14 protein-coding genes and 1 riboswitch are annotated in these 19,415 nt (G+C 67.0%); of the genes, 7 read left to right on the top strand and 7 right to left on the bottom strand.

What is annotated here, in order from left to right:
• Positions 1–142 precede the first annotated feature (142 nt).
• Together hemP and CR918_RS01710 are read right to left on the bottom strand one after the other, a co-directional pair.
• Positions 143–337: a hemin uptake protein HemP gene (hemP, locus tag CR918_RS01715; RefSeq protein WP_005412278.1), complete on the bottom strand. Its 195-nt coding sequence runs from the start codon at positions 335–337 to the stop codon at positions 143–145.
• A gap of 197 nt (positions 338–534) precedes the next feature.
• Entirely contained in the window at positions 535–1,506 is a 972-nt protein-coding gene (locus CR918_RS01710; protein WP_025877856.1) for an aldo/keto reductase, read from the bottom strand.
• A gap of 193 nt (positions 1,507–1,699) precedes the next feature.
• Here CR918_RS01710 and CR918_RS01705 point away from each other — a divergent pair, with 193 nt between their 5' ends.
• From CR918_RS01705 to CR918_RS01690, 4 genes are all read left to right on the top strand, one after another.
• A complete protein-coding gene (locus CR918_RS01705; RefSeq protein WP_099841927.1) occupies positions 1,700–2,998 on the top strand; it encodes a NupC/NupG family nucleoside CNT transporter in 1,299 nt (432 codons plus the stop codon).
• Positions 2,999–3,024: 26 nt separating this feature from the next.
• A complete protein-coding gene (locus tag CR918_RS01700) occupies positions 3,025–3,990 on the top strand; it encodes a ribokinase (RefSeq protein WP_025877854.1) in 966 nt (321 codons plus the stop codon).
• Positions 3,991–4,326: 336 nt separating this feature from the next.
• Positions 4,327–5,322, top strand: a complete 996-nt coding sequence (gene dusB, locus CR918_RS01695) for a tRNA dihydrouridine synthase DusB (RefSeq protein WP_025877853.1) — start codon at positions 4,327–4,329, stop codon at positions 5,320–5,322.
• A gap of 10 nt (positions 5,323–5,332) precedes the next feature.
• Positions 5,333–6,160, top strand: coding sequence for a class I SAM-dependent methyltransferase (locus tag CR918_RS01690; protein WP_099841926.1), 828 nt, complete (start codon positions 5,333–5,335; stop codon positions 6,158–6,160).
• A gap of 110 nt (positions 6,161–6,270) precedes the next feature.
• Here CR918_RS01690 and CR918_RS01685 read toward each other — a convergent pair whose 3' ends face one another.
• From CR918_RS01685 to olsF, 3 genes are all read right to left on the bottom strand, one after another.
• On the bottom strand, positions 6,271–7,329 hold the full coding sequence (locus tag CR918_RS01685; protein ID WP_099841925.1) for a metal-dependent hydrolase: 1,059 nt from the start codon (positions 7,327–7,329) through the stop codon (positions 6,271–6,273).
• A 117-nt stretch (positions 7,330–7,446) separates the two neighbouring features.
• Positions 7,447–8,247, bottom strand: a complete 801-nt coding sequence (locus CR918_RS01680; protein WP_025877846.1) for a UDP-2,3-diacylglucosamine diphosphatase — start codon at positions 8,245–8,247, stop codon at positions 7,447–7,449.
• A complete protein-coding gene (gene olsF, locus CR918_RS01675) occupies positions 8,244–9,953 on the bottom strand; it encodes a bifunctional ornithine lipid synthase OlsF (protein ID WP_099841924.1) in 1,710 nt (569 codons plus the stop codon). The genes CR918_RS01680 and olsF overlap by 4 nt, the downstream gene beginning before the upstream one ends.
• Positions 9,954–10,266: 313 nt before the next feature.
• On the opposite strand from olsF, the gene metK reads away from it, so the two are divergent.
• Together metK and CR918_RS01665 are read left to right on the top strand one after the other, a co-directional pair.
• Positions 10,267–11,478: a methionine adenosyltransferase gene (gene metK, locus CR918_RS01670; protein WP_025876533.1), complete on the top strand. Its 1,212-nt coding sequence runs from the start codon at positions 10,267–10,269 to the stop codon at positions 11,476–11,478.
• Positions 11,479–11,619: 141 nt separating this feature from the next.
• Positions 11,620–12,126: an acyl-CoA thioesterase gene (locus CR918_RS01665; RefSeq protein WP_025876535.1), complete on the top strand. Its 507-nt coding sequence runs from the start codon at positions 11,620–11,622 to the stop codon at positions 12,124–12,126.
• A gap of 67 nt (positions 12,127–12,193) precedes the next feature.
• Here the strand turns inward: CR918_RS01665 and ppc are convergent, their stop codons facing one another.
• Together ppc and CR918_RS01655 are read right to left on the bottom strand one after the other, a co-directional pair.
• A complete protein-coding gene (ppc, locus tag CR918_RS01660; RefSeq protein ID WP_099841923.1) occupies positions 12,194–14,905 on the bottom strand; it encodes a phosphoenolpyruvate carboxylase in 2,712 nt (903 codons plus the stop codon).
• A gap of 164 nt (positions 14,906–15,069) precedes the next feature.
• Positions 15,070–17,586: a S9 family peptidase gene (locus CR918_RS01655; protein WP_099841922.1), complete on the bottom strand. Its 2,517-nt coding sequence runs from the start codon at positions 17,584–17,586 to the stop codon at positions 15,070–15,072.
• Positions 17,587–17,709: 123 nt separating this feature from the next.
• A riboswitch (S-adenosyl-L-homocysteine riboswitch) is annotated at positions 17,710–17,792 on the top strand.
• A gap of 36 nt (positions 17,793–17,828) precedes the next feature.
• Here CR918_RS01655 and ahcY point away from each other — a divergent pair.
• The gene (gene ahcY / locus CR918_RS01650; protein ID WP_025876541.1) at positions 17,829–19,274 is read left to right on the top strand and encodes an adenosylhomocysteinase; all 1,446 of its coding nucleotides are present in this window, start codon (positions 17,829–17,831) and stop codon (positions 19,272–19,274) included.
• The last annotated feature ends 141 nt before the right edge of the window (positions 19,275–19,415 follow it).

Genomic DNA, 19,415 nt, shown 5'->3' with positions numbered 1-19,415 from the left:
CGGTCAGGCAAGGGAACCCCCGGCCACCGCCACACCAGACAGGCATGAACGGTAGACCGAGGGGGAGAGAGCGGGAGCGGACGGGTCGCCCACCCTGCCGGCGCTGCCGGCAGGAGGGAGGGAGGCGGGCGACCAGACCGCGTTACTTGGTCAGGATCAGCTTGTCGTTGCTGGTATGACGCAGACGGTAGAAGCGGTCACCGTGCTGGATCAGGATTTCACGACGGCCCTTGAGCAGGGCTTCGCTGTCGATGACCTCTTCCGGCGGCACGACACGCACCGGGCGGTCGCGGAGGGTCAGCGTTTCGGGGCGCAGCAGTACAGGTTGAGCATTCATGAGCATCTGGACTCGTGCGAGGGACGAGTTAAATGATAATGATTCTCAGTTGACAATCAACAACCATTCTCAACTTCATTGATGGAATTAATGATCGAAATCTAAACTTCGATAGCTACCATCTATTGGAATGGGCCCGACTGGGCGCGGGAGGGCCGACCGAGCGTGGGTTCGGCCCTGCCACCTGTCCCCGTTCCTCAGGCGAATACGGCTTCCACCTGCGCCCAGCCGGCGTCGTCCACCTGCGCCAGCACGTCCAGCGCCTGCAGGTTCTGCAGCAGCTGGCTGACCCGGCTGGCGCCGAGGATCACGCTGGAGACGTTGGGATTGCGCAGGCACCAGGCGATGGCCAGGCTGGCCGGGGCGTGACCCAGCTCGCGGGCCACCGCACTGAAGCGGCGCACCCGGGCCAAACGCTCATCGGCGTTGTCGCCCAGCACCAGGTCCTGCAGCCAGCCCATGCCTTCGCGGCCCAGGCGCGCATCGGCCGGGACGCCATCGTCGTACTTGCCGCTCAGCAGGCCCGAGGCCAGCGGCGAGAAGATCGTGGTGCCCAGTCCGGCGGTGGCATACAGCGGCGCGTACTCCACTTCCACGCGCTGACGGTGCAGCAGGTTGTACTGCGGCTGCTCCATCGACGGCGCCTGCAGGTTGTGGCGCGCGGCGATGTCCACCGCCTCCTGGATCTGGTTGGCCGACCATTCCGACGTGCCCCAGTACAGCACCTTGCCCTGCCGGACCAGGGTGTCCATGGCATGCACCGTCTCAGCGATCGGCGCGTCCGGATCCGGACGATGACAGTAATAAAGGTCCAGGTAGTCCACCCGCAGGCGCTTGAGCGCAGCATGGCAGGCGTCGGTCACATGCTTGCGCGACAGGCCGCGCTGGGTGGGCCGGGGGTCCTTGGCACTGCCGAAGAACACCTTGCTGGACACACAGAAGCCATCGCGCGGCAGGCGCAGGTCGGCCATCACATCGCCCATCACCTGCTCGGCGCGGCCGTTGGCATAGCCCTCGGCGTTGTCGAAGAAGTTGATGCCATGGTCCCAGGCCGCCGCCACCAGGTTGCGCGCCTCGTCGCGCGGCACCTGGTCGCCGAAGGTCACCCAGGCGCCGAAGGACAGGGCGGACATCGGCAGGCCGGTGGAGCCAAGGCGACGGTAGAGCATGCGATTCTCCTGCTGCGGGCCCGCATACGGGCCGGGATCAAGCCATCATTCTACCTGTCCCGGCAGGCGCAACCCCTTGCTGTTGCTGGCCTGATCGGAGCCGATGGCCGCGCGCAGACGGCTTTTCCTTGCTCCGGCCCCTGCCCTGCACTAGGCTTCCCGTTTTTCGCGACGCCCCAGGGGAGTCACTCAGATGGTCGAAGGTTTGGGCAGGATCGGCTTCGGCCTGTTCGGTTTGGCGGTGCTGATCGGCATCACCTGGCTGTTTTCCAACAACAAGCGCGCGGTGGACTGGAAGCTGGTCGCCACCGGCATCACCCTGCAGATCGCCTTTGCGGCCCTGGTGATCCTGGTTCCGGGCGGGCGCGACGTGTTCGATGCGCTGGGCCAGGGCTTCGTGAAAGTGCTGAGCTTCGTCAACGAAGGTTCGAAGTTCATCTTCGGCTCGTTGATGGACGTCAAGAACTACGGTTTCATCTTCGCCTTCCAGGTGCTGCCGACGATCATCTTCTTCTCGGCGCTGATGGGGGTCATGTACCACCTCAACGTCATGCAGGCGATCGTGCGGGTGATGGCCTGGTCGATCACCAAGGTGATGCGCGTGTCCGGTGCGGAAACCACCAGCGTCTGCGCCAGCGTGTTCATCGGCCAGACCGAGGCGCCGCTGACGGTGCGTCCGTACATCGCCGAGATGACCCAGTCCGAACTGCTGACGATGATGATCGGCGGCATGGCCCATATCGCCGGCGGCGTGCTTGCCGCGTACGTGGGCATGCTGGGCGGTGGCGATCCGGTGCAGCAGGCGTTCTACGCCAAGCACCTGCTGGCGGCCAGCATCATGGCGGCCCCGGCCACCCTGGTCGTGGCCAAGCTGCTGATTCCGGAAACCGGCACCCCGCTGACCCGCGGCACGGTCAAGATGGAAGTGGAGAAGACCTCCAGCAACATCATCGACGCGGCCGCCGCCGGCGCCGGTGACGGCCTGAAGCTGGCCCTGAACATCGGTGCGATGCTGCTGGCCTTCATCGCCCTGATCGCCCTGCTCAATGCGCCGCTGACCTGGATCGGTGAAGTGACCGGCCTGGCGGCTGCGATCGGCAAGCCGACCGACCTGTCGACCATCTTCGGTTACGTGCTGGCCCCGATCGCCTGGGTGATCGGCACCCCCTGGGCCGACGCCACCACCGTCGGTTCGCTGATCGGCCAGAAAGTCGTGATCAACGAGTTCGTCGCCTACACCGAACTGTCGAAGATCGTGAATGGCCAGGTGCCGGGCATGAGCCTGTCCGACGAAGGTCGCCTGATCGCCACCTACGCGCTGTGTGGCTTCGCCAATTTCAGTTCGATCGCGATCCAGATTGGCGGCATCGGCGGGTTGGCACCGGAACGTCGCCACGATCTGGCCAAGTTCGGCCTGCGCGCGGTGCTGGGCGGTACCATCGCCACCTTCATGACGGCTACCATCGCCGGCGTGCTGACGCATTTCAGCTGAACCCTAGTTTCGAGAACAGATTCCCTATGAGCAGCAGTGTCGTTGTCGTCGGTTCCTTCAATGTCGATCACGTGTGGCGGTGCGAGTCGCTGCCGGCACCGGGTGCGACCATTGCCGGCCGCTACAGCACCGGTCCCGGTGGCAAGGGCTTCAACCAGGCCGTTGCCGCCTGCCGTGCCGGCGCTGACACCAGCTTCCTGTGTGCACTGGGCGACGACGCCGGTGGTGCCACCGCCCGTGACCTGGCCGCGCAGGATGGTTTCGCGCTGATCGCCGAAGCCAGCAGCGAGCCGACCGGCACCGCCGGCATCTACGTCGATGCCCGTGGCCGCAACACCATCGTCATCGGCCCGGGTGCCAACGCGGCGCTGAGCACCGACTTCGTACAGCAACAGCAGGCCCTGCTGACCGGCGCCAAAGTGGTGCTGGTGCAGCTGGAATCGCCGGTGCAGACCATCGAAGCGGCCCTGGCCGTGGCCCGTGAGGCCGGTGTCACCACCGTTCTCAACGCCGCCCCGGCCGACGCCCCGTCGAGCATCGGCCTGCTGAAGCTGGCCGATGTGATCACCCCGAACGAGACCGAGTTCGCCGCCCTGCTCGGCCGTCATGTCGGCGAGCGCGTGGATGCCAATGACGTCGCCGCGCTGGACGGTGCCAGCCTGCACGCGCTGTGCCGCAAGCTGGTCGGCAACGGCACGGTGGTGGTGACTCTGGGTTCGGTGGGCGTGTTCGTGTCGCATGCCGACGAGCACCTGCGTGGCGACACCCAGCCGTACTACCGCGTGGGTGCCGAACAGGTGCAGGCGATCGACACCACCGGTGCCGGCGATGCCTTCAACGGTGCGCTGGTGGCCTCGATGGCACAGGTGCCGGACGCTCCGTTCGCCCGCCACGTGCGCTTCGCCAACCAGTTCGCCGGTCGCTCGACCGAGAAGGAAGGCGCAGCGGCGGCGATGCCGCGCTTCACCCCGGCCGATGCCGAAGTGAAGTAACGCGACATCCCCGTGGGGATGATGATCGGGCCCGGGCATGCAGATGCCCGGGCCTTTTCACGTTCATGGGCAAGGCCCCATCCACGCATGGCGTGGATCTACCGGGTGCTGGGTGCGATGGCCCCATCCACGCATGGCGTGGATCTACCGGGTGTTGGGTGCGTGGATGCGCCTTGCCGGCCCGCCCAGCCGCCCACCATGACCGGCCCGTGGGGGCGACGGAAGCGACCATCAAGCATCTGCTGATGCCCGTCCGGCATGAGGTCGGTCAGGATCGGCCTGAACCGGCGAGCCGCAAACCCAGCCGGGGCGCCTGCCGCGCCCTACAATGGGCACATGCAGATCGGCCCGTACTCCATTGCCCCCAACGTCGTGCTTGCGCCCATGGCCGGCGTTACCGACAAACCCTTCCGCCTGCTGTGCAAACGGCTGGGCGCGGGCCTGGCCGCCTCGGAAATGACCATCAGCGACCCGCGCTTCTGGAACACGCGCAAGTCCATCCACCGCATGGACCATGCCGGTGAACCAGCGCCGATCAGCGTGCAGATCGCCGGCACCGAGCCGCAGCAGCTGGCCGAGGCAGCGCGTTACAACGTCGACCATGGCGCGCAGATCATCGACATCAACATGGGCTGCCCGGCCAAGAAGGTGTGCAACGCCTGGGCGGGGTCAGCGCTGATGCGCGACGAGCAGCTGGTCGCGCGCATCCTGGAAGCAGTGGTGAACGCGGTGGACGTGCCGGTTACGCTGAAGATCCGCACCGGCTGGGACTGCGACCATCGCAACGGCCCACTCATCGCGCGCATCGCCGAAGACAGTGGCATCGCTGCGCTGGCGGTGCACGGCCGTACCCGCGACCAGCATTACACCGGCCAGGCCGAGTACGCCACGATCGGCGAGATCAAGGCCGCGCTGCGCATCCCGGTGATCGCCAACGGCGATATCGATTCGCCGCAGAAGGCCGCCTTCGTCCTGCAGCAGACCGGCGTGGATGCGGTGATGATCGGCCGCTCCGCACAGGGCCGGCCGTGGATCTTCCGCGAAGTGGCGCATTACCTGGCCACCGGCGAAGAACTGCCGCCGCCGTCACTGGCCGAAGTCCGCGACATCCTGCTCGGCCATCTGCACGCGCTGCACGATTTCTACGGCGAACCGCAGGGCGTGCGCATCGCGCGCAAGCACCTTGGCTGGTACGCCAAGGACCGGCCGGAGAATGCCGCGTTCCGCGCGGTGGTCAACCGCGCCGAAGATCCGGCCAGCCAGATCGCGCTGACCACCGACTATTTCGACCGCCTGATCGCCGGGGAACCGGCGATGTCTTCCGCTGCCTGAGCCCGCCGCCATGACCCCGCCTATTTCTTCCCCGACCTACCTGCACGGGTTCTCCGGCACCGAGCAGCAGCGCCTGATGACCCAGGCACGCCTGCTGGAATCGAGCATCTTCGGCCAGATCGATTACAGCGGCGCAAAGCGCCTGTTGGAAGTCGGCAGTGGCGTGGGCGCGCAGACCGAGATCCTGCTGCGCCGCTTCCCCGAGCTGCACGTGACCGGCGTGGACCTGAGCGAGGCCCAGCTGCAAACCGCGCGGGAGAACCTGGCGCGCACACCGTGGTGCAACGACCGTTACACCCTGCAGCAGGCCGATGCCGGCGAACTGCCTTTCGAGGCCCGCAGCTTCGATGCGGCGTTCCTGTGCTGGGTGCTGGAACACGTACCCTCGCCGGCGCGCGTGCTGAGTGAAGTGCGCCGCGTGTTGGCCCCGGGCTCGCCGGTCTACATCACCGAGGTGATGAATGCTTCGTTCCTGCTTGATCCGTATTCGCCGCACATCTGGCGCTACTGGATGGCCTTCAACGATTTCCAGTACGACCACGGCGGTGATCCGTTCGTCGGCGCCAAGCTGGGCAACCTGCTGCTGGCCGGTGGCTTCCGCGATGTGCACACCGAGATCAAGACCATCCATCTGGACAACCGCGAACCGGCACGTCGCAAGACGATGATCGCGTTCTGGGAACAGCTGCTGCTGTCGGCGGCCGACCAGCTGCTGCAGGCCGGCACGGTGGACGAAGAGACGGTGGAGGGCATGCGCCGCGAGTTCCGGCTGGTGCAGAACGATCCGAACGCGGTGTTCTTCTATTCGTTCGTGCAGGGCCGCGCAACGGTGTATTGAGCGGCCGCGGTACACGCCATCCACGCATGGCGTGGATCTACTGGGTGTCGATGCACTGCGCCATCCACGCGTGGCGTGGATCTACTGGGCTGATGGGCCGTGGCGTGGATCTACGGGTGCGCGGCGGCGCCGTCCGCCGCCGCCGGTTCGTGCCAGATGCGCTGCCACATCGCCGACAACCGGCGGCCGGCATCGGCACGCGCGGCCGGGCTGCTGTAGTCCACCCGCAACTGCTCGGGCACGATCGCGCGCCACTGGCCGTCAACCTGCTCGGCCACCGCGAAATTGAAGGTGTAGTCCGGCTCCAGCCCCATGCGCAGGTCGCTCAGCACCAGCCTGCCCTGCACCACCTGTGCGCGCATGAAGCCACGGTTGAACCACTGCAGGCGCCGTACTGCCGGAATTTCCGCCGCTTCGCGCAAGGCCTGCACGTTGGACGGATGCCCCTCGAAACGCATCGGCCCGCGGTCGGCCACCAGCGAGCGGTCAGCGACCACGTAGCCATTCGGGGTCATCGCCACGACCCGCCACAACAGGGTATTGAACGGCATCGGCACCGAGAACCGCGGCGCGTCGCCCAGGCCCATCGCGGCCAGGCTCTGCTGCGCGGCGCGGTCGACCTGTGCCTTGGCGATCAGTCCCCAGCCCAGGTACGCACTGCTGAGCAGCAACGCAACGCAGAGCACCTTGCCCACCCACGGTCGCGCGCGGCCGAACCACGCCAGCACGCAGCCCAGCAGCAGCCACACCGTGTAGCCGGGATCGATGATGAAGACACTCGAGCCCATCGCGGGATGTGGCTGCAACGGCCACCACAGCTGCGTGCCGTAGACAGTGAACGCATCCAGCACCGGATGGGTGACCAGCGCCAGCTGGATCGCCCAGAACCAGCGCAGCGGTGATTGCGCCACCCGGCCGTTGCCGAAGCGCTTGAACAGCCACCAGATCAGCGCGGCCACCCACGGCAGCACCAGCAGCGAATGGCTGAAGCTGCGATGGTCGGTCATGTTCGCCACCGGGTCGGCGGCGGCAAAGCCCAGCCAGAGGGCATCCAGGTCCGGCAGGGTACCGAGCGCGGCACCGGCCAGCAGGGCGGCACGGCGGTGTCCAGGCGGGGCAATGGCGGCAGCGACGGCGCCGCCAAGAACGATCTGGGTCAATGAGTCCATCGGCCGATGCTAGCGGCTTGGCGATCTCCGTGCAGCGGCGGTTTCCTGCCCGGCGGCGCGTCAGTCAGCTGCCAGTGCGGCCGCACCCGCGCGTGGGCCTGTCCCTGCAGCTGTGAATCACGCCGCCTGCGACAACCGTGCTCCCGGCAGCTCCACCAACGTCCGCCCGTTGTGGTCCAGCAGCCGCATTGCGCCGTCGTGGTCCTCGGCCAACGCGGTCAGGCTCTCCACCCAGTCGCCGTCATTGGCGTAGACCAGACCGTCGCGTTCGATCAGTGCGGCGCGGTGGATGTGCCCACAGATGATGCCATCCAGGCCTCGCCGGCGAACATCGTCCAGGCCGGCCTGCACGAAGCGCTCGATGTAGCGTTCAGCGGCGCCACTCTGCCGTTTCAGGAATTCGGACAGTGACCAGTAGCGCATCCCGAGTCGGCGCCGCACCGCATTCAACAGATGGTTGCCGGTGAGGATGCGGTAGTACAGCCAGTCACCAAACCGCTCCTGCAGGCCACCGAAGTGGGTGACACCGTCATAGTCGTCGCCATGCGCCACCAGCAGCCGGCGCCCATCGGCGGTGGTGTGGATCGCACGGCGGCGCACCTGCATCGCCGGCAGCATCAGGCCGCACACCTGGCGCAGCGAGGCGTCGTGGTTGCCGGGGATGTAGATGATCTCGGTACCGGCGCGTCGCAGCGCGTGCAGGGCCAGGATGACCTCGCTGTGCGACTGCCGCCAGTTGGCGCGTCGGTGTGCCATCCACCACAGGTCGATGATGTCGCCGACCAGATACAGTCGCTCGCAGCGCAGGGTGCCGAGGAAACGCGCCAGCTCGGTGGCGTGGCAATGCCGCGACCCGAGATGAACATCGGAGACGAACACGGCGCGACGATGCGGTGCCAGGTTCGCCAGCGTGCTCATGCCGGCATCCCCGCATCGCGCAGGTAGCGTTTGCGCTTGTGTGGCCGGATCGCGTGCAGGTCGACTTCGATCAGGCCGTCGATCGAGTCGCTGAAATCCGGATCGACGCCAAACGCCAGGAACCGTGCACCGCCGGGTTCGCACAGGTCTGTGTACTGCCGGTACAAGGTGGGCACACCGGTACCGAGCGCGGCGAGATTGGCTTTGAGCACGTCGAAGGCAGCCGCCGCATCCATCTCACCAAAGCAAGGTGGCGCGGCGAAGTACTGGAACGGCCGGTTCGACTGCACCCGGCCATCGGCTGCGCCGTAGTAACGCTGGTAATAGGCCACCAGCTGCTCGCGCGCATCGCGTGGCAAGGCGGCGCTGATGGACACCGCACCGAACAGGTAGCGGATGCCGGGCTGGCATTGCAGGTAAGCGCCGATGCCCTGCCACAGGTAATCCAGGCTGCGGCTGCCCCAGTAATCGGGCACCACGAAGCTGCGTCCCAATTCCAGGCCTTCGGCAATGCGGGGAATGGCGTCGTCGGAATAGCGGAACAGCGAAGCGCTGTAGAGCCCGGCCAGGCCCCGGCGCGCCAGCGCCTGCGCGCCCCGCATGATCCGGTAGGCCCCGGCGATGCGCTGGGCGGTGCCGTCCCAGATCACGATGTGCTGGTAGTGCAGGTCGAAGTCATCCAGGTCGCGACTGCGCCCAGTGCCCTCGCCCACCTGGCGGAAAGTCAGTTCGCGCAGCCGCCCCAGCTCGTGCAGCAGCGGCGAAGCGGCCGCGCAGCTGGCCAGCAGGATCTGTTTGCCATCGGCGGTCTGCCCCAGCACGGTGGCGGCGGCAATCGCAGCGGCGACCTGTGCAGGCGGCACCGGGGCGGCAAGCGGCTCGGGCCCTGCCGGGCAGCCTTCGGCAATCGCTGTGCTGCGCCCCAGCGCATATACCGCGCGGCGCACCGCCAGCAGCTGCGCGCCGGGATCACCCTGCCCCAGCTGCATCGGTTCGCCGATGCGCAGCCGCAGCGGCCGGCCGCGGCGGGCGAACATCTCCCGTGCCAGCAGTGCCGTACCAGCCGGCTTGAACAAGGTCGAAGCGCCGTAGAACAGCGCCGAATTGCGCGCTTCCACCCGCACCGGCAGTACCGGTGCGGCGGCGGCGCGGGCAAAGCGGACAAACCCCCGCTGCCAGCGGCCATCGCGGATGCCGAGCAGCGACAGCCGCGAGACCTCGCCGGCCGGGAACACGATCACGCACTGCTCGGCCGCCAGCGCCTGCTCCACCGCCTGCAGGCTGCTGCGCTGGACCTTGCCGCCGAGGATGCGTACCGGCAGCAGCAGGTCCTGCAGCGGCTCGATCGCGCCCAGTAGATCGTTGGCCACGATCCGTACGTCACGGCGGATGCGGCCAACCGCATCCAGCAGCGCCAGCGCATCCAGCGCGCCGGAAGGGTGGTTGGCCACGATCAGCAGGCGGCCGGTGGCCGGGATCCGCGCCAGCGCGGCGGGGTCCACGTGGTAGCGACCCTCGATGAACTCCAGCCCGGCGGCGACGAAGTCGAAACCGCGCACGTTGGCGTTGCGGCGCAGGAACGCCTCGATCCGGTCCAGCCGCGACCAGCGTCCGACGCTGCGCAGCAGGGGCCGGGCCAGTTGGCCGCGACGGCCATGGAACCAGTCGGGATAGCGTTGCTGCAGACGCTGTTCGAGTTCCTGCATGGCGTGTCCCCTCCTGCCCGGCGGCCGGGTTGGCCGAGAGCCTGCGCCCGGCAGGCGGCAGCCAGATGGCGGTTTGGCGGCAGAATGATGACGGCGCTTGGGCAGGCCCACCCGGTCCCGGCGGGGGCGGCAATGGTCACGCCAGTGGAACACTGCCTGTGCACGATGCCGCCGCAATGCCCGCCAAGCGTTGCCCTGCCGGGCACAACACCTTAACCACCGGCAACCCATACAGGTTCACAATGCACAGGCGGCGCACCCCGTGTATCATTCGCGCCCATCTTTCCATCCGAATCAAAGGATATTAAGCCTGATGTCCAGCTACCTCTTCACCTCCGAGTCGGTCTCTGAAGGCCATCCGGACAAGGTTGCCGACCAGATCTCCGATGCGGTGCTGGACGCGATCCTGACCCAGGACCAGCGCGCCCGCGTGGCCTGCGAGACCATGGTCAAGACCGGCGTTGCCATCGTTGCCGGCGAAATCACCACCAGCGCCTGGATCGACCTGGAAGCGCTGACCCGCAAGGTCATCGTGGACATCGGCTATGACAGCTCCGACGTCGGCTTCGACGGCGCCACCTGCGGCGTGCTGAACCTGATCGGCAAGCAGTCCCCGCACATCGCCCAAGGCGTTGACCGCAAGAAGCCGGAAGAAATGGGCGCTGGCGACCAGGGCCTGATGTTCGGCTATGCCACCAACGAAACCGACAGCTACATGCCGGCGGCGATCCACCTGTCGCACCGTCTGGTCGAGCAGCAGGCCAAGATCCGCAAGAAGCGCAACTCGCCGCTGTCCTGGCTGCGTCCGGACGCCAAGAGCCAGGTCACCCTGCGCTATGAAAACGGCGTGGTCTCGGCCATCGACGCGGTGGTCCTGTCGACCCAGCACGCCCCGGGCATCAAGCAGAAGGACCTCATCGAGGCCGTCCGCGAAGAGATCATCAAGCCGGTGCTGCCGGCCAAGTGGCTGCACAAGGGCACCAAGTTCCACATCAACCCGACCGGCAAGTTCGAGATCGGCGGCCCGGTGGGCGACTGCGGCCTGACCGGCCGCAAGATCATCGTCGACACCTACGGCGGCTGGGCCCGTCACGGTGGTGGCGCGTTCTCCGGCAAGGACCCGTCCAAGGTCGATCGTTCGGCCGCCTACGCTGCCCGCTACGTCGCCAAGAACGTGGTGGCCGCCGGCCTGGCCGACCGTTGCGAAGTGCAGGTCTCCTACGCCATCGGCGTGGCTGAGCCGACCTCGATCTCGGTCACCACCTTCGGCACCGGCAAGATCAGCGACGACAAGATCGAGAAGCTGATCCGCAAGCACTTCGACCTGCGCCCGTACGGCATCATCAAGATGCTGGACCTGATCCACCCGATGTACCAGCAGACCGCGGCCTATGGCCACTTCGGCCGCAAGCCGAAGGAGTTCAGCTACATCAACGGCGAAGGCGAGACCGTCAACGCCACGGCCTTCTCCTGGGAGAAGACCGATCGCGCCGCCGCCCTGCGCGCCGATGCGAAGCTGAAGTAAGAAACACGAAGGGCCGCTGTAGAGCCGACTGTCAGTCGGCTGACCTTCAAGAAGGGCCGCGCAAGCGGCCCTTCTGCTTTCGGTAGTGCCGGCCGCTGGCCGGCAGATGGTAGTGCCGGTGGTTGCCGATACAATCGCCCCATGTCGACCGAACTCAAATCCCACCAGCTGTCCATGACCGTGCTGATGTCGCCGGAAATGGCCAATTTCTCCGGCAAGGTCCACGGTGGCGCGATCCTGCGCCTGCTCGACCAGGTCGCCTATGCCTGCGCCAGCCGCTATGCCGGCCGCTACGTGGTCACCCTGTCGGTGGACCAGGTGGTGTTCCGCCAGCCGATCGCGGTGGGCGAACTGGTCACCTTCCTGGCCTCGGTGAACTACACCGGCACCTCGTCGATGGAAATCGGCGTCAAGGTGGTGGCCGAGGACATCCTCAAGCGCAGCGTGCGCCACGCCAACAGCTGCTTCTTCACCATGGTGGCGGTGGACGAGGACGGCCGGCCGACGCCGGTTCCATCGCTGCAGCCGGCCAGTTCGGATGAAAAGCGCCGGCAGGCCGCAGCGCTGATCCGCCGCCAGCTGCGGCAGGAAATGGAGCAGCGGCATCTGGAACTGCTGGCGTCCAATCCGCCGTCGCCGGAAGAGTGAGGGCGTGCGGGGCAAGCCCCGCACCCGCCGAGGCAGGTAGCGCCGGGCCATGCCCGGCGGATGCGGATCACCCCGTGTTCTGCACGCCCTGCGAGACACCATTCACGCAGGCCACCAGCGCACGCAGCAGGTCGTCGTCCTCGCGCCCGCTTTCGCGCCAGCGCTGCAGCAGGTCCACCTGCAGCACGCTGATCGGGTCCACATAGGGATTGCGCAGGCGGATCGACAGCGCCAGCCGCGCGTCGTGGTCCAGCAGGGTCTGCTGCTCCATCAGCGCCAGCAGCCAGTGCCGGGTCAGCTCCAGTTCGCGCTCGACCTGCGGGAAGAACGCATCGTGCAGCTCGCCGGACAGGCGCGAGAACTGTTCGGCGATGGTGATATCCCCCTTGGACAGCACCATCGCGATGTCATCCAGGAACGTACGGAAGAACGGCCAGTCCCGCGCCATTTCACGCAACGTGGCTTCATGGCCGGCGTCGGCGGCCGCCTGCAGGCCGCTGCCGACCCCATACCAGCCCGGAATCACCGCGCGCGCCTGGCTCCAGGCGAACACCCACGGAATCGCGCGCAGGTTGGTCAAGGCCGCATCCTGGCCGAGCCGGCGCGACGGCCGTGATCCCAGCGTCATCCGTTCAATCACATCGATCGGCGTGGCGGTACGGAAGTAGTCCATGAAACGCGTTTGGCCAACGAACGCCCGATAGACCTCGCTGCTGGAACCGGCGACCACGTCCATCACCGGCCGCCAATCATCCTCGCGCGGTTCGGCGGCACGCGGGCGCAGGCTGGCGCGCAGCACCGCACCGGTGGCCTGCTCCAGCGAACGCAATGCCAGCGCGCGGATGCCGTACTTGCGGTGGATCACCTCGCCTTGCTCGGTCACCCGCAGGCGGCCATCGATGCTGCCGCGTGGCGAGGCATCGACCGCGTGCGTGGTCTTGCCACCACCGCGGCTGATTGAGCCACCGCGGCCATGGAAGAAGGTCAGGCGCAGGCCCGCTTCGGCGGCCACTTCCAGCAGCTCCACCTGTGCGCGCTGCAGGCCCCAGCGTGATGCGGCAATGCCACCATCCTTGCTGCTGTCCGAATAGCCGAGCATCACCATCTGCACGTCCTCGCGTGCACGCAGATGCGCGCGGTACACCGGATCGGCCAGCAGATCGCGCAGCGTCGCGGTGCCGCGCTTGAGGTCGTCCACGGTTTCGAACAGCGGCGCGATATCCAGCGGCACGTGGCCGGCGTCATCGACCAGGCCGCCACGACGCGCCAGGGCCAGCACCGCCAGCACATCGCCACGGTCGTGCGCCATCGAGATGATGTAGCTGCCCAGCGCGTCGCCACCATGCCGCGCACGGGCATCGGCCAAGGCCGCGAACACTGCATCCAAGCGCTGGTTGCCCTCATCATCGCCAACAGGCAATGGTGTTTCACCACTGGCATGCGGTGCCAGCAGGCGTGCGCGACCCGCTGTATCCAATGCGTCCCATGCCGCATCGCCCCCCAGCACTGCCGCCAGCGCGCGCGCATGCACGCTCGATTCCTGGCGCACATCCAGCCGCGCCAGATGGAAACCGAAGGTCTTCACCCGCCACAACAGGCGCTGCACCGCGAAGCCGCCGGCATGCTCGCCCCGGTTCGCGCGCAGGCTGTCGAGGATCAGCTGCAGGTCGTCGATCAGCTCGTCCGGGCCGGCATAGGCGCCGTCGGCATCATCCAGCGTGGCCTGCAGGCGTGCACGCATGCGGTCGTTGAGCAACCGATACGGCATGTCGGCATGGCGTGGCCGCGACTGCACCTGCGGCAGCAACTGCTGGTAATGCGCGACGCGCGCCTGCAGTGCGTCGCTCACCCCCACCCGCTCGGTGGATTGGCTGAGAAGGCTGGCCAGCTGCAGCAGTTCCTTCTGGTAACGGCCCAGCACGGCAACGCGCTGTGCATCCAGCGTATTGCGGATGGTGTGCGCATCCACATTGGGATTGCCGTCCATGTCGCCGCCCACCCACGTGCCGAAACGCAGCAGGCGCGGCAGCGGCAGTTCCGCGCCATAGGTATCGCGCAGTGCCTGTTGCAGCGATTCGTACAGCACCGGGATCACCCGGTACAGCACCTGCACCAGATAGAAGCCGACGTGCTCGCGTTCGTCGTCCACGGTCGGGCGCACCGGCGAGGAATCGGTGGTCTGCCACGAGGCGGTCAACGCCATGCGGAAACGCGCGGCATCTGCGGCCGCTTCACCCGGCGTGCGCTGGCCGTCGAGATTGTCGACCAGGCTGGCCACCATCAGCTGCTCTTTCTCCAGCAGCGCGCGGCGCACCGCTTCGGTCGGGTGTGCGGTGAACACCGGCTCGATATCGATGCGTGGCAACCACTGCGCCAGTTCATCCAGGCCAACGCCCTGCGCCTTCAGGTGCTGCAGGGCATCCTGCAGGCCATCGGGTTGCGGCGCGGCGGCGACGGCACGCTGGTAGTCGCGGCGGCGGCGGATGCGATGCACGCGCTCGGCGATGTTGACCACCTGGAAGTAGGTGCTGAACGCACGCACCATGGTCTCGGCCTGCTGCGGTTCACGCCCGGCCAGGCCGTCGGCCAGCACGGACAGCGGCGCCTGGTTCTCGCGGCGGGCAATGGCACGCGTACGCACGTCCTCGACGTCATCGAGAAAGGCGGCCGACACCTGCTCGACCAGCAGGTCACCGACCAGTGCACCCAGACGGCGCACGTCGTCACGCAGGGGAAGATCAGGGGAAGCGAATTCGATACTGCTGCGGTACTCGTTCATCGGCGACGCACAGGCCTCGGTCAACGGATCCAGACCCCAAGCCTAAACCAGAACGCGTGCCGTGCTGCGCTGCAGAAATGGTTTCATCTGCACGCATCCGCCGGGCATGGCCCGGCGCTACCGTGGGAAGCGGCCCTGTTGCGGGGGCCGCCATCGTGCGCGGATCAGCGCTGTTTCTTCGCCTTGCCCTGCTGCACCGGGCCGAGGTTCTGCTCCAGCCAGCGCTCGCTTTCGGCCAGCATCGTCATGATCGATTCGCGTGCGCGGTAGGCATGCGACTCGTTCGGCAGCATCACCAGGCGGGCGGTGCCGCCCAGCCCCTTCACTGCGGCAAACATGCGTTCGCTCTGCATCGGGAAGGTGCCCGAGTTGTTGTCGTCCACGCCGTGGATGAAGAGGATCGGATCCTTGATCCTGTCGGCGTAATTGAACGGCGCCATCTTCTGGTACACGTCCTGCGCCTGCCAGTAGTTGCGCTCTTCGGCCTGGAAACCAAACGGGGTAAGCGTGCGGTTATAGGCGCCGCTGCGCGCGATACCGGCCTTGAACAGGCGGGTGTGCGCGAGCAGGTTGGCGGTCATGAACGCACCGTAGGAGTGGCCACCGATGGCGATGTGCTCGCGGTCGGTCACGCCACGCCGCACCACCTCGTCCACTGCGGCCTGCGCATTGGCCACCAGCTGTTCGATGTAGGTGTCGTTGGGTTCCTTGTCGCCTTCGCCGATGATCGGCATCGACGGGCTGGCCAGCACCACATAGCCCTTGGCCAGGAACGCCTGCGGGCCCCAGTAGCTGATGGCGTTGAAGCGGTACGGCGAATCGGTCACCTGGCTGGCGGCCGCCGCGCTCTTGAACTCACCCGGGTAGGCCCACATCAGCAGCGGCCGCGGACCATCGCGCTTGGGGTCGTAGCCCGGCGGCAGCAGCAGGGTCGCGGTCAGGTCCACGCCGTCCTTGCGCTTGTAGCGGATCTGCTCCTTCTGCACGCCCTTCAGCTGCGGCAGCGGATGGGCGAAATGAGTCAGCGCACGCGGTGCGGCGTTGGTGTCGGCCAGCGACTGCACGTAGAAGTTGGTCGGCTCGTCCGGGCTCTCGCGGCTGATCAGCAGCGAACTGGCCTGCGCATCCAGCAGCGTTACCGGCGCGGCGTAGGTCGGTGCCTGCGAATGGAACAGGCGGGTTGCCTTGCCGCTGGCCACGTCGAAGCGATCAACGAACGGACGGTCGCCTTCCGGCGATGCACCGGCACCGGCCAGGTACAGGCTGCCGCCATCAGCGGTGGTCTGCAGCAGCGAGCGGCCGCGGTCATCACTGGTCATCAGCGGGCGGCCCGGATCGGCGTAGCGGTCCTGCGCGTCGCGATCCCACAGCAGCTTGGCATCGGCGCTGGCGTTGTCCGGTGCGATCAGCCAGGTCTTGCTGCGGCGGGTCTTCCACCACGATTCGTTGAGCAGGGCCAGGTCGCCACGGCCCCAGCTGATGCCGGCATAGCGGCTGCCGAGCTGGGCCAGGGTCACCGGCGGCGTGTCGAACGGTGCGGCCTGCATGAACACCGCATCGCGCACCTTGGCTTCCCTGTTCGGGTCGCCACCATCCTGCGCTTCGGCCCAGACCAGGGTGGCATCGGCATCGCCGCGCCAGCTGATGTCACGCACGCCGGTCACTTCGGCATCGTTGCCGGTCGGCAGGCCTTCCACCAGCGGCCGTACGGCCACGGTATGCACCAGCTTGCCGGTGCTGCGGTCGAGCACTTCGATGCGGCGCGGGAAGCTGCTCAGCGGCACCACGTAGGAGTACGGACGCTGCACCGGCTGGCTGAGCACGAAACGGCCGTCGGGCGACACCGCAAAACCCATGAAGATGCCGGCCGCACCGATGGCACGGCTCTGCCCGTCCAGCCCCACTTCCATCGGTTGGGTGGTGGCGTAGTAATCGAACTGGCGCGCGTCGGCCTCGTTCTTCAGCAGGTCCTGGTAGGTGCGGATGGACACCACGCCACCGCCCTGGCTGGTCTGCTGCACGGCCGGGCCGGTCGGAATGCCATCAGCAGCCGGGGCGGCACCAAGGTTGCCCGGGCGGGTGAACACCACCAGGCCACGGCTGTCCGGCAACCACTGGTAGCCACTGCCCAGAACGGTGTTCAGGCCGGCGACCAGGCGACGGGCGCTGCCGCCAGTCACGTCCACCAGCCACAGCTCATTGGCCCCGGTAGCGGCATCGACCTGGTTGAAGGCCAGCCACTTCTGGTCCGGCGACCACGTCAGGCTGGCGATCGACAACGAGGCCGGCAACCCGCTGATCTGCCGTTCCTTGCCGTCAGCCACATTCATCAACCACAGCTTCTGGCCGAAGCTGAAGCGGCTGTCAGAGAAGGTTTTCGGATTGATGCGCAGGCCCGCGAGTTTCAGCTCCGGCTGCGCCACCACCTGGATCGACGGCAGCGACGGCATCTGCATCAGCGCGGCGACATCCCGGCGCGGCGACAGGAACAGCGACGGCGCCCGCGGCGCGTCGACCACGGCCTGCAGTGCGGCCGAGGGCAGCTCGTAACCGGCCACGCCCTGTGCCTGCGCCGCGGCCGCCTGCGGTGCCGCAGCCCAGGCCTGCGGGACCACCGCCAGCAGGGCCATCGACAGGACCAGGCCAGTCAAGCGCCGGTTGCGGCGTGCGTGCGTGCTCATCATTGTTCTACCTGTTCGCTGCATGAAGCCCTCGACCTTAACAGGCCATGCACCTGCGCCCATCTGCCGATGGTTGGGTCATCGCCGTGTCACAGCGGAGGCGCGATATAATGGGCATCCTCCCCTGCCGAGGGGCGCTGCGACCGGATCCCCTGAGACCGGCCAGGCTCGGCCAGGTGGCTTTGCAACAACGGCGCCCGGCCAGATGCGAGCATCCGCTCGCCCACAACCGGAGCTACTGCATGAATGCTGTTGCCAAGACCTTCTCCACCGAAGGCGACTACAAGATCCGCGACATCACCCTGGCCGACTGGGGCCGCAAGGAACTGGACATCGCCGAGCACGAAATGCCGGGCCTGATGTCCATCCGCCGCAAGTACCAGGCCGAGCTGCCGCTGAAGGGCGTGCGCGTGACCGGCTCGCTGCACATGACCATCCAGACCGCGGTGCTGATCGAGACCCTGAAGGACATCGGCGCCGACGTGCGCTGGGCTTCGTGCAACATCTTCTCGACCCAGGACCACGCCGCTGCGGCGATCGCCGCCACCGGCACCCCCGTGTTCGCCTGGAAGGGCGAGTCGCTGGAAGAGTACTGGGACTGCACCCTGGACGCGCTGACCTTCACCCTGCCCGACGGCACCCTGACCGGCCCGGAGCTGGTGGTCGACGACGGCGGTGACGTGACCCTGCTGATCCACAAGGGCTACGAGCTGGAAAACGGCAGTACCTGGGTCGACGAAAAGGCCGCTTCGCACGAAGAGCAGGTCATCAAGAACCTGCTCAAGCGCGTGGCCAAGGAGCGCCCGGGTTACTGGGGCCGCGTGGTCAAGGACTGGAAGGGCGTTTCGGAAGAAACCACCACCGGCGTGCACCGCCTGTACCAGCTGGCCCAGGCCGGCACCCTGCTGATCCCGGCGATCAACGTCAACGACTCGGTCACCAAGAGCAAGTTCGACAACCTGTACGGCTGCCGCGAGTCGCTGGCCGATGGCCTCAAGCGCGCGATGGACGTGATGCTGGCCGGCAAGGTCGCCGTGGTCTGCGGCTACGGTGACGTCGGCAAGGGCTGCGCCGCGTCGCTGCGTGCCTACGGCGCGCGCGTGGTGGTCACCGAGATCGATCCGATCTGCGCCCTGCAGGCGGCGATGGAAGGCTTCGAGGTCAACACCATCGAATCCACCCTGGGCCGTGCCGACCTGTACGTCACCACCACCGGCAACAAGGACATCATCCGCATCGAGCACCTGAGCGCGATGAAGGACCAGGCCATCGTCTGCAACATCGGCCACTTCGACAACGAGATCCAGGTCGATGCGCTGGTCGCCTTCCCGGGCGTGAAGCACGTCAACATCAAGCCGCAGGTGGACAAGTACATCTTCCCCAACGGCAATGCGATCTTCCTGCTGGCCGAAGGCCGCCTGGTCAACCTGGGCTGCGCCACCGGCCACCCGAGCTTCGTGATGTCCAACTCGTTCGCCAACCAGACCCTGGCCCAGATCGACCTGTGGGCCAACAAGGGCACCTACGAGAACAAGGTGTACCTGCTGCCGAAGAAGCTGGACGAAGAAGTGGCCCGCCTGCACCTGGAAAAGATCGGCGTGAAGCTGACCACCCTGAGCCAGGAACAGGCCGACTACATCGGCGTGCCGGTGGAAGGTCCGTTCAAGCCGGATCATTACCGCTACTGATGCCGTGCGCGGGGTCGGATCCCTTTCCGCAGGAAAGGGCTCTGACCCCAGCAACGGATGCACACGGACGGGCGCCTTCGGGCGCCCGTTCTGCATCCGGGCACCGGCCGCCGCGTTCCGCGCGCCCTGTCACAGAGCCCT

It is taken from the genome of Stenotrophomonas indicatrix (assembly GCF_002750975.1).
GTDB lineage: Bacteria > Pseudomonadota > Gammaproteobacteria > Xanthomonadales > Xanthomonadaceae > Stenotrophomonas > Stenotrophomonas indicatrix.
This window is presented reverse-complemented; position numbering and strand designations above follow the sequence as displayed.

Bases quoted from the DNA above. Each gene is read 5' to 3' on its own strand.
- hemP (WP_005412278.1), bottom strand. From the start codon at position 337: ATGAATGCTCAACCTGTACTGCTGCGCCCCGAAACGCTGACCCTCCGC.
- CR918_RS01710 (WP_025877856.1), bottom strand. From the start codon at position 1,506: ATGCTCTACCGTCGCCTTGGCTCCACCGGCCTGCCGATGTCCGCCCTG.
- CR918_RS01705 (WP_099841927.1), top strand. From the start codon at position 1,700: ATGGTCGAAGGTTTGGGCAGGATCGGCTTCGGCCTGTTCGGTTTGGCG.
- CR918_RS01700 (WP_025877854.1), top strand. From the start codon at position 3,025: ATGAGCAGCAGTGTCGTTGTCGTCGGTTCCTTCAATGTCGATCACGTG.
- dusB (WP_025877853.1), top strand. From the start codon at position 4,327: ATGCAGATCGGCCCGTACTCCATTGCCCCCAACGTCGTGCTTGCGCCC.
- CR918_RS01690 (WP_099841926.1), top strand. From the start codon at position 5,333: ATGACCCCGCCTATTTCTTCCCCGACCTACCTGCACGGGTTCTCCGGC.
- CR918_RS01685 (WP_099841925.1), bottom strand. From the start codon at position 7,329: ATGGACTCATTGACCCAGATCGTTCTTGGCGGCGCCGTCGCTGCCGCC.
- CR918_RS01680 (WP_025877846.1), bottom strand. From the start codon at position 8,247: ATGAGCACGCTGGCGAACCTGGCACCGCATCGTCGCGCCGTGTTCGTC.
- olsF (WP_099841924.1), bottom strand. From the start codon at position 9,953: ATGCAGGAACTCGAACAGCGTCTGCAGCAACGCTATCCCGACTGGTTC.
- metK (WP_025876533.1), top strand. From the start codon at position 10,267: ATGTCCAGCTACCTCTTCACCTCCGAGTCGGTCTCTGAAGGCCATCCG.
- CR918_RS01665 (WP_025876535.1), top strand. From the start codon at position 11,620: ATGTCGACCGAACTCAAATCCCACCAGCTGTCCATGACCGTGCTGATG.
- ppc (WP_099841923.1), bottom strand. From the start codon at position 14,905: ATGAACGAGTACCGCAGCAGTATCGAATTCGCTTCCCCTGATCTTCCC.
- CR918_RS01655 (WP_099841922.1), bottom strand. From the start codon at position 17,586: ATGAGCACGCACGCACGCCGCAACCGGCGCTTGACTGGCCTGGTCCTG.
- ahcY (WP_025876541.1), top strand. From the start codon at position 17,829: ATGAATGCTGTTGCCAAGACCTTCTCCACCGAAGGCGACTACAAGATC.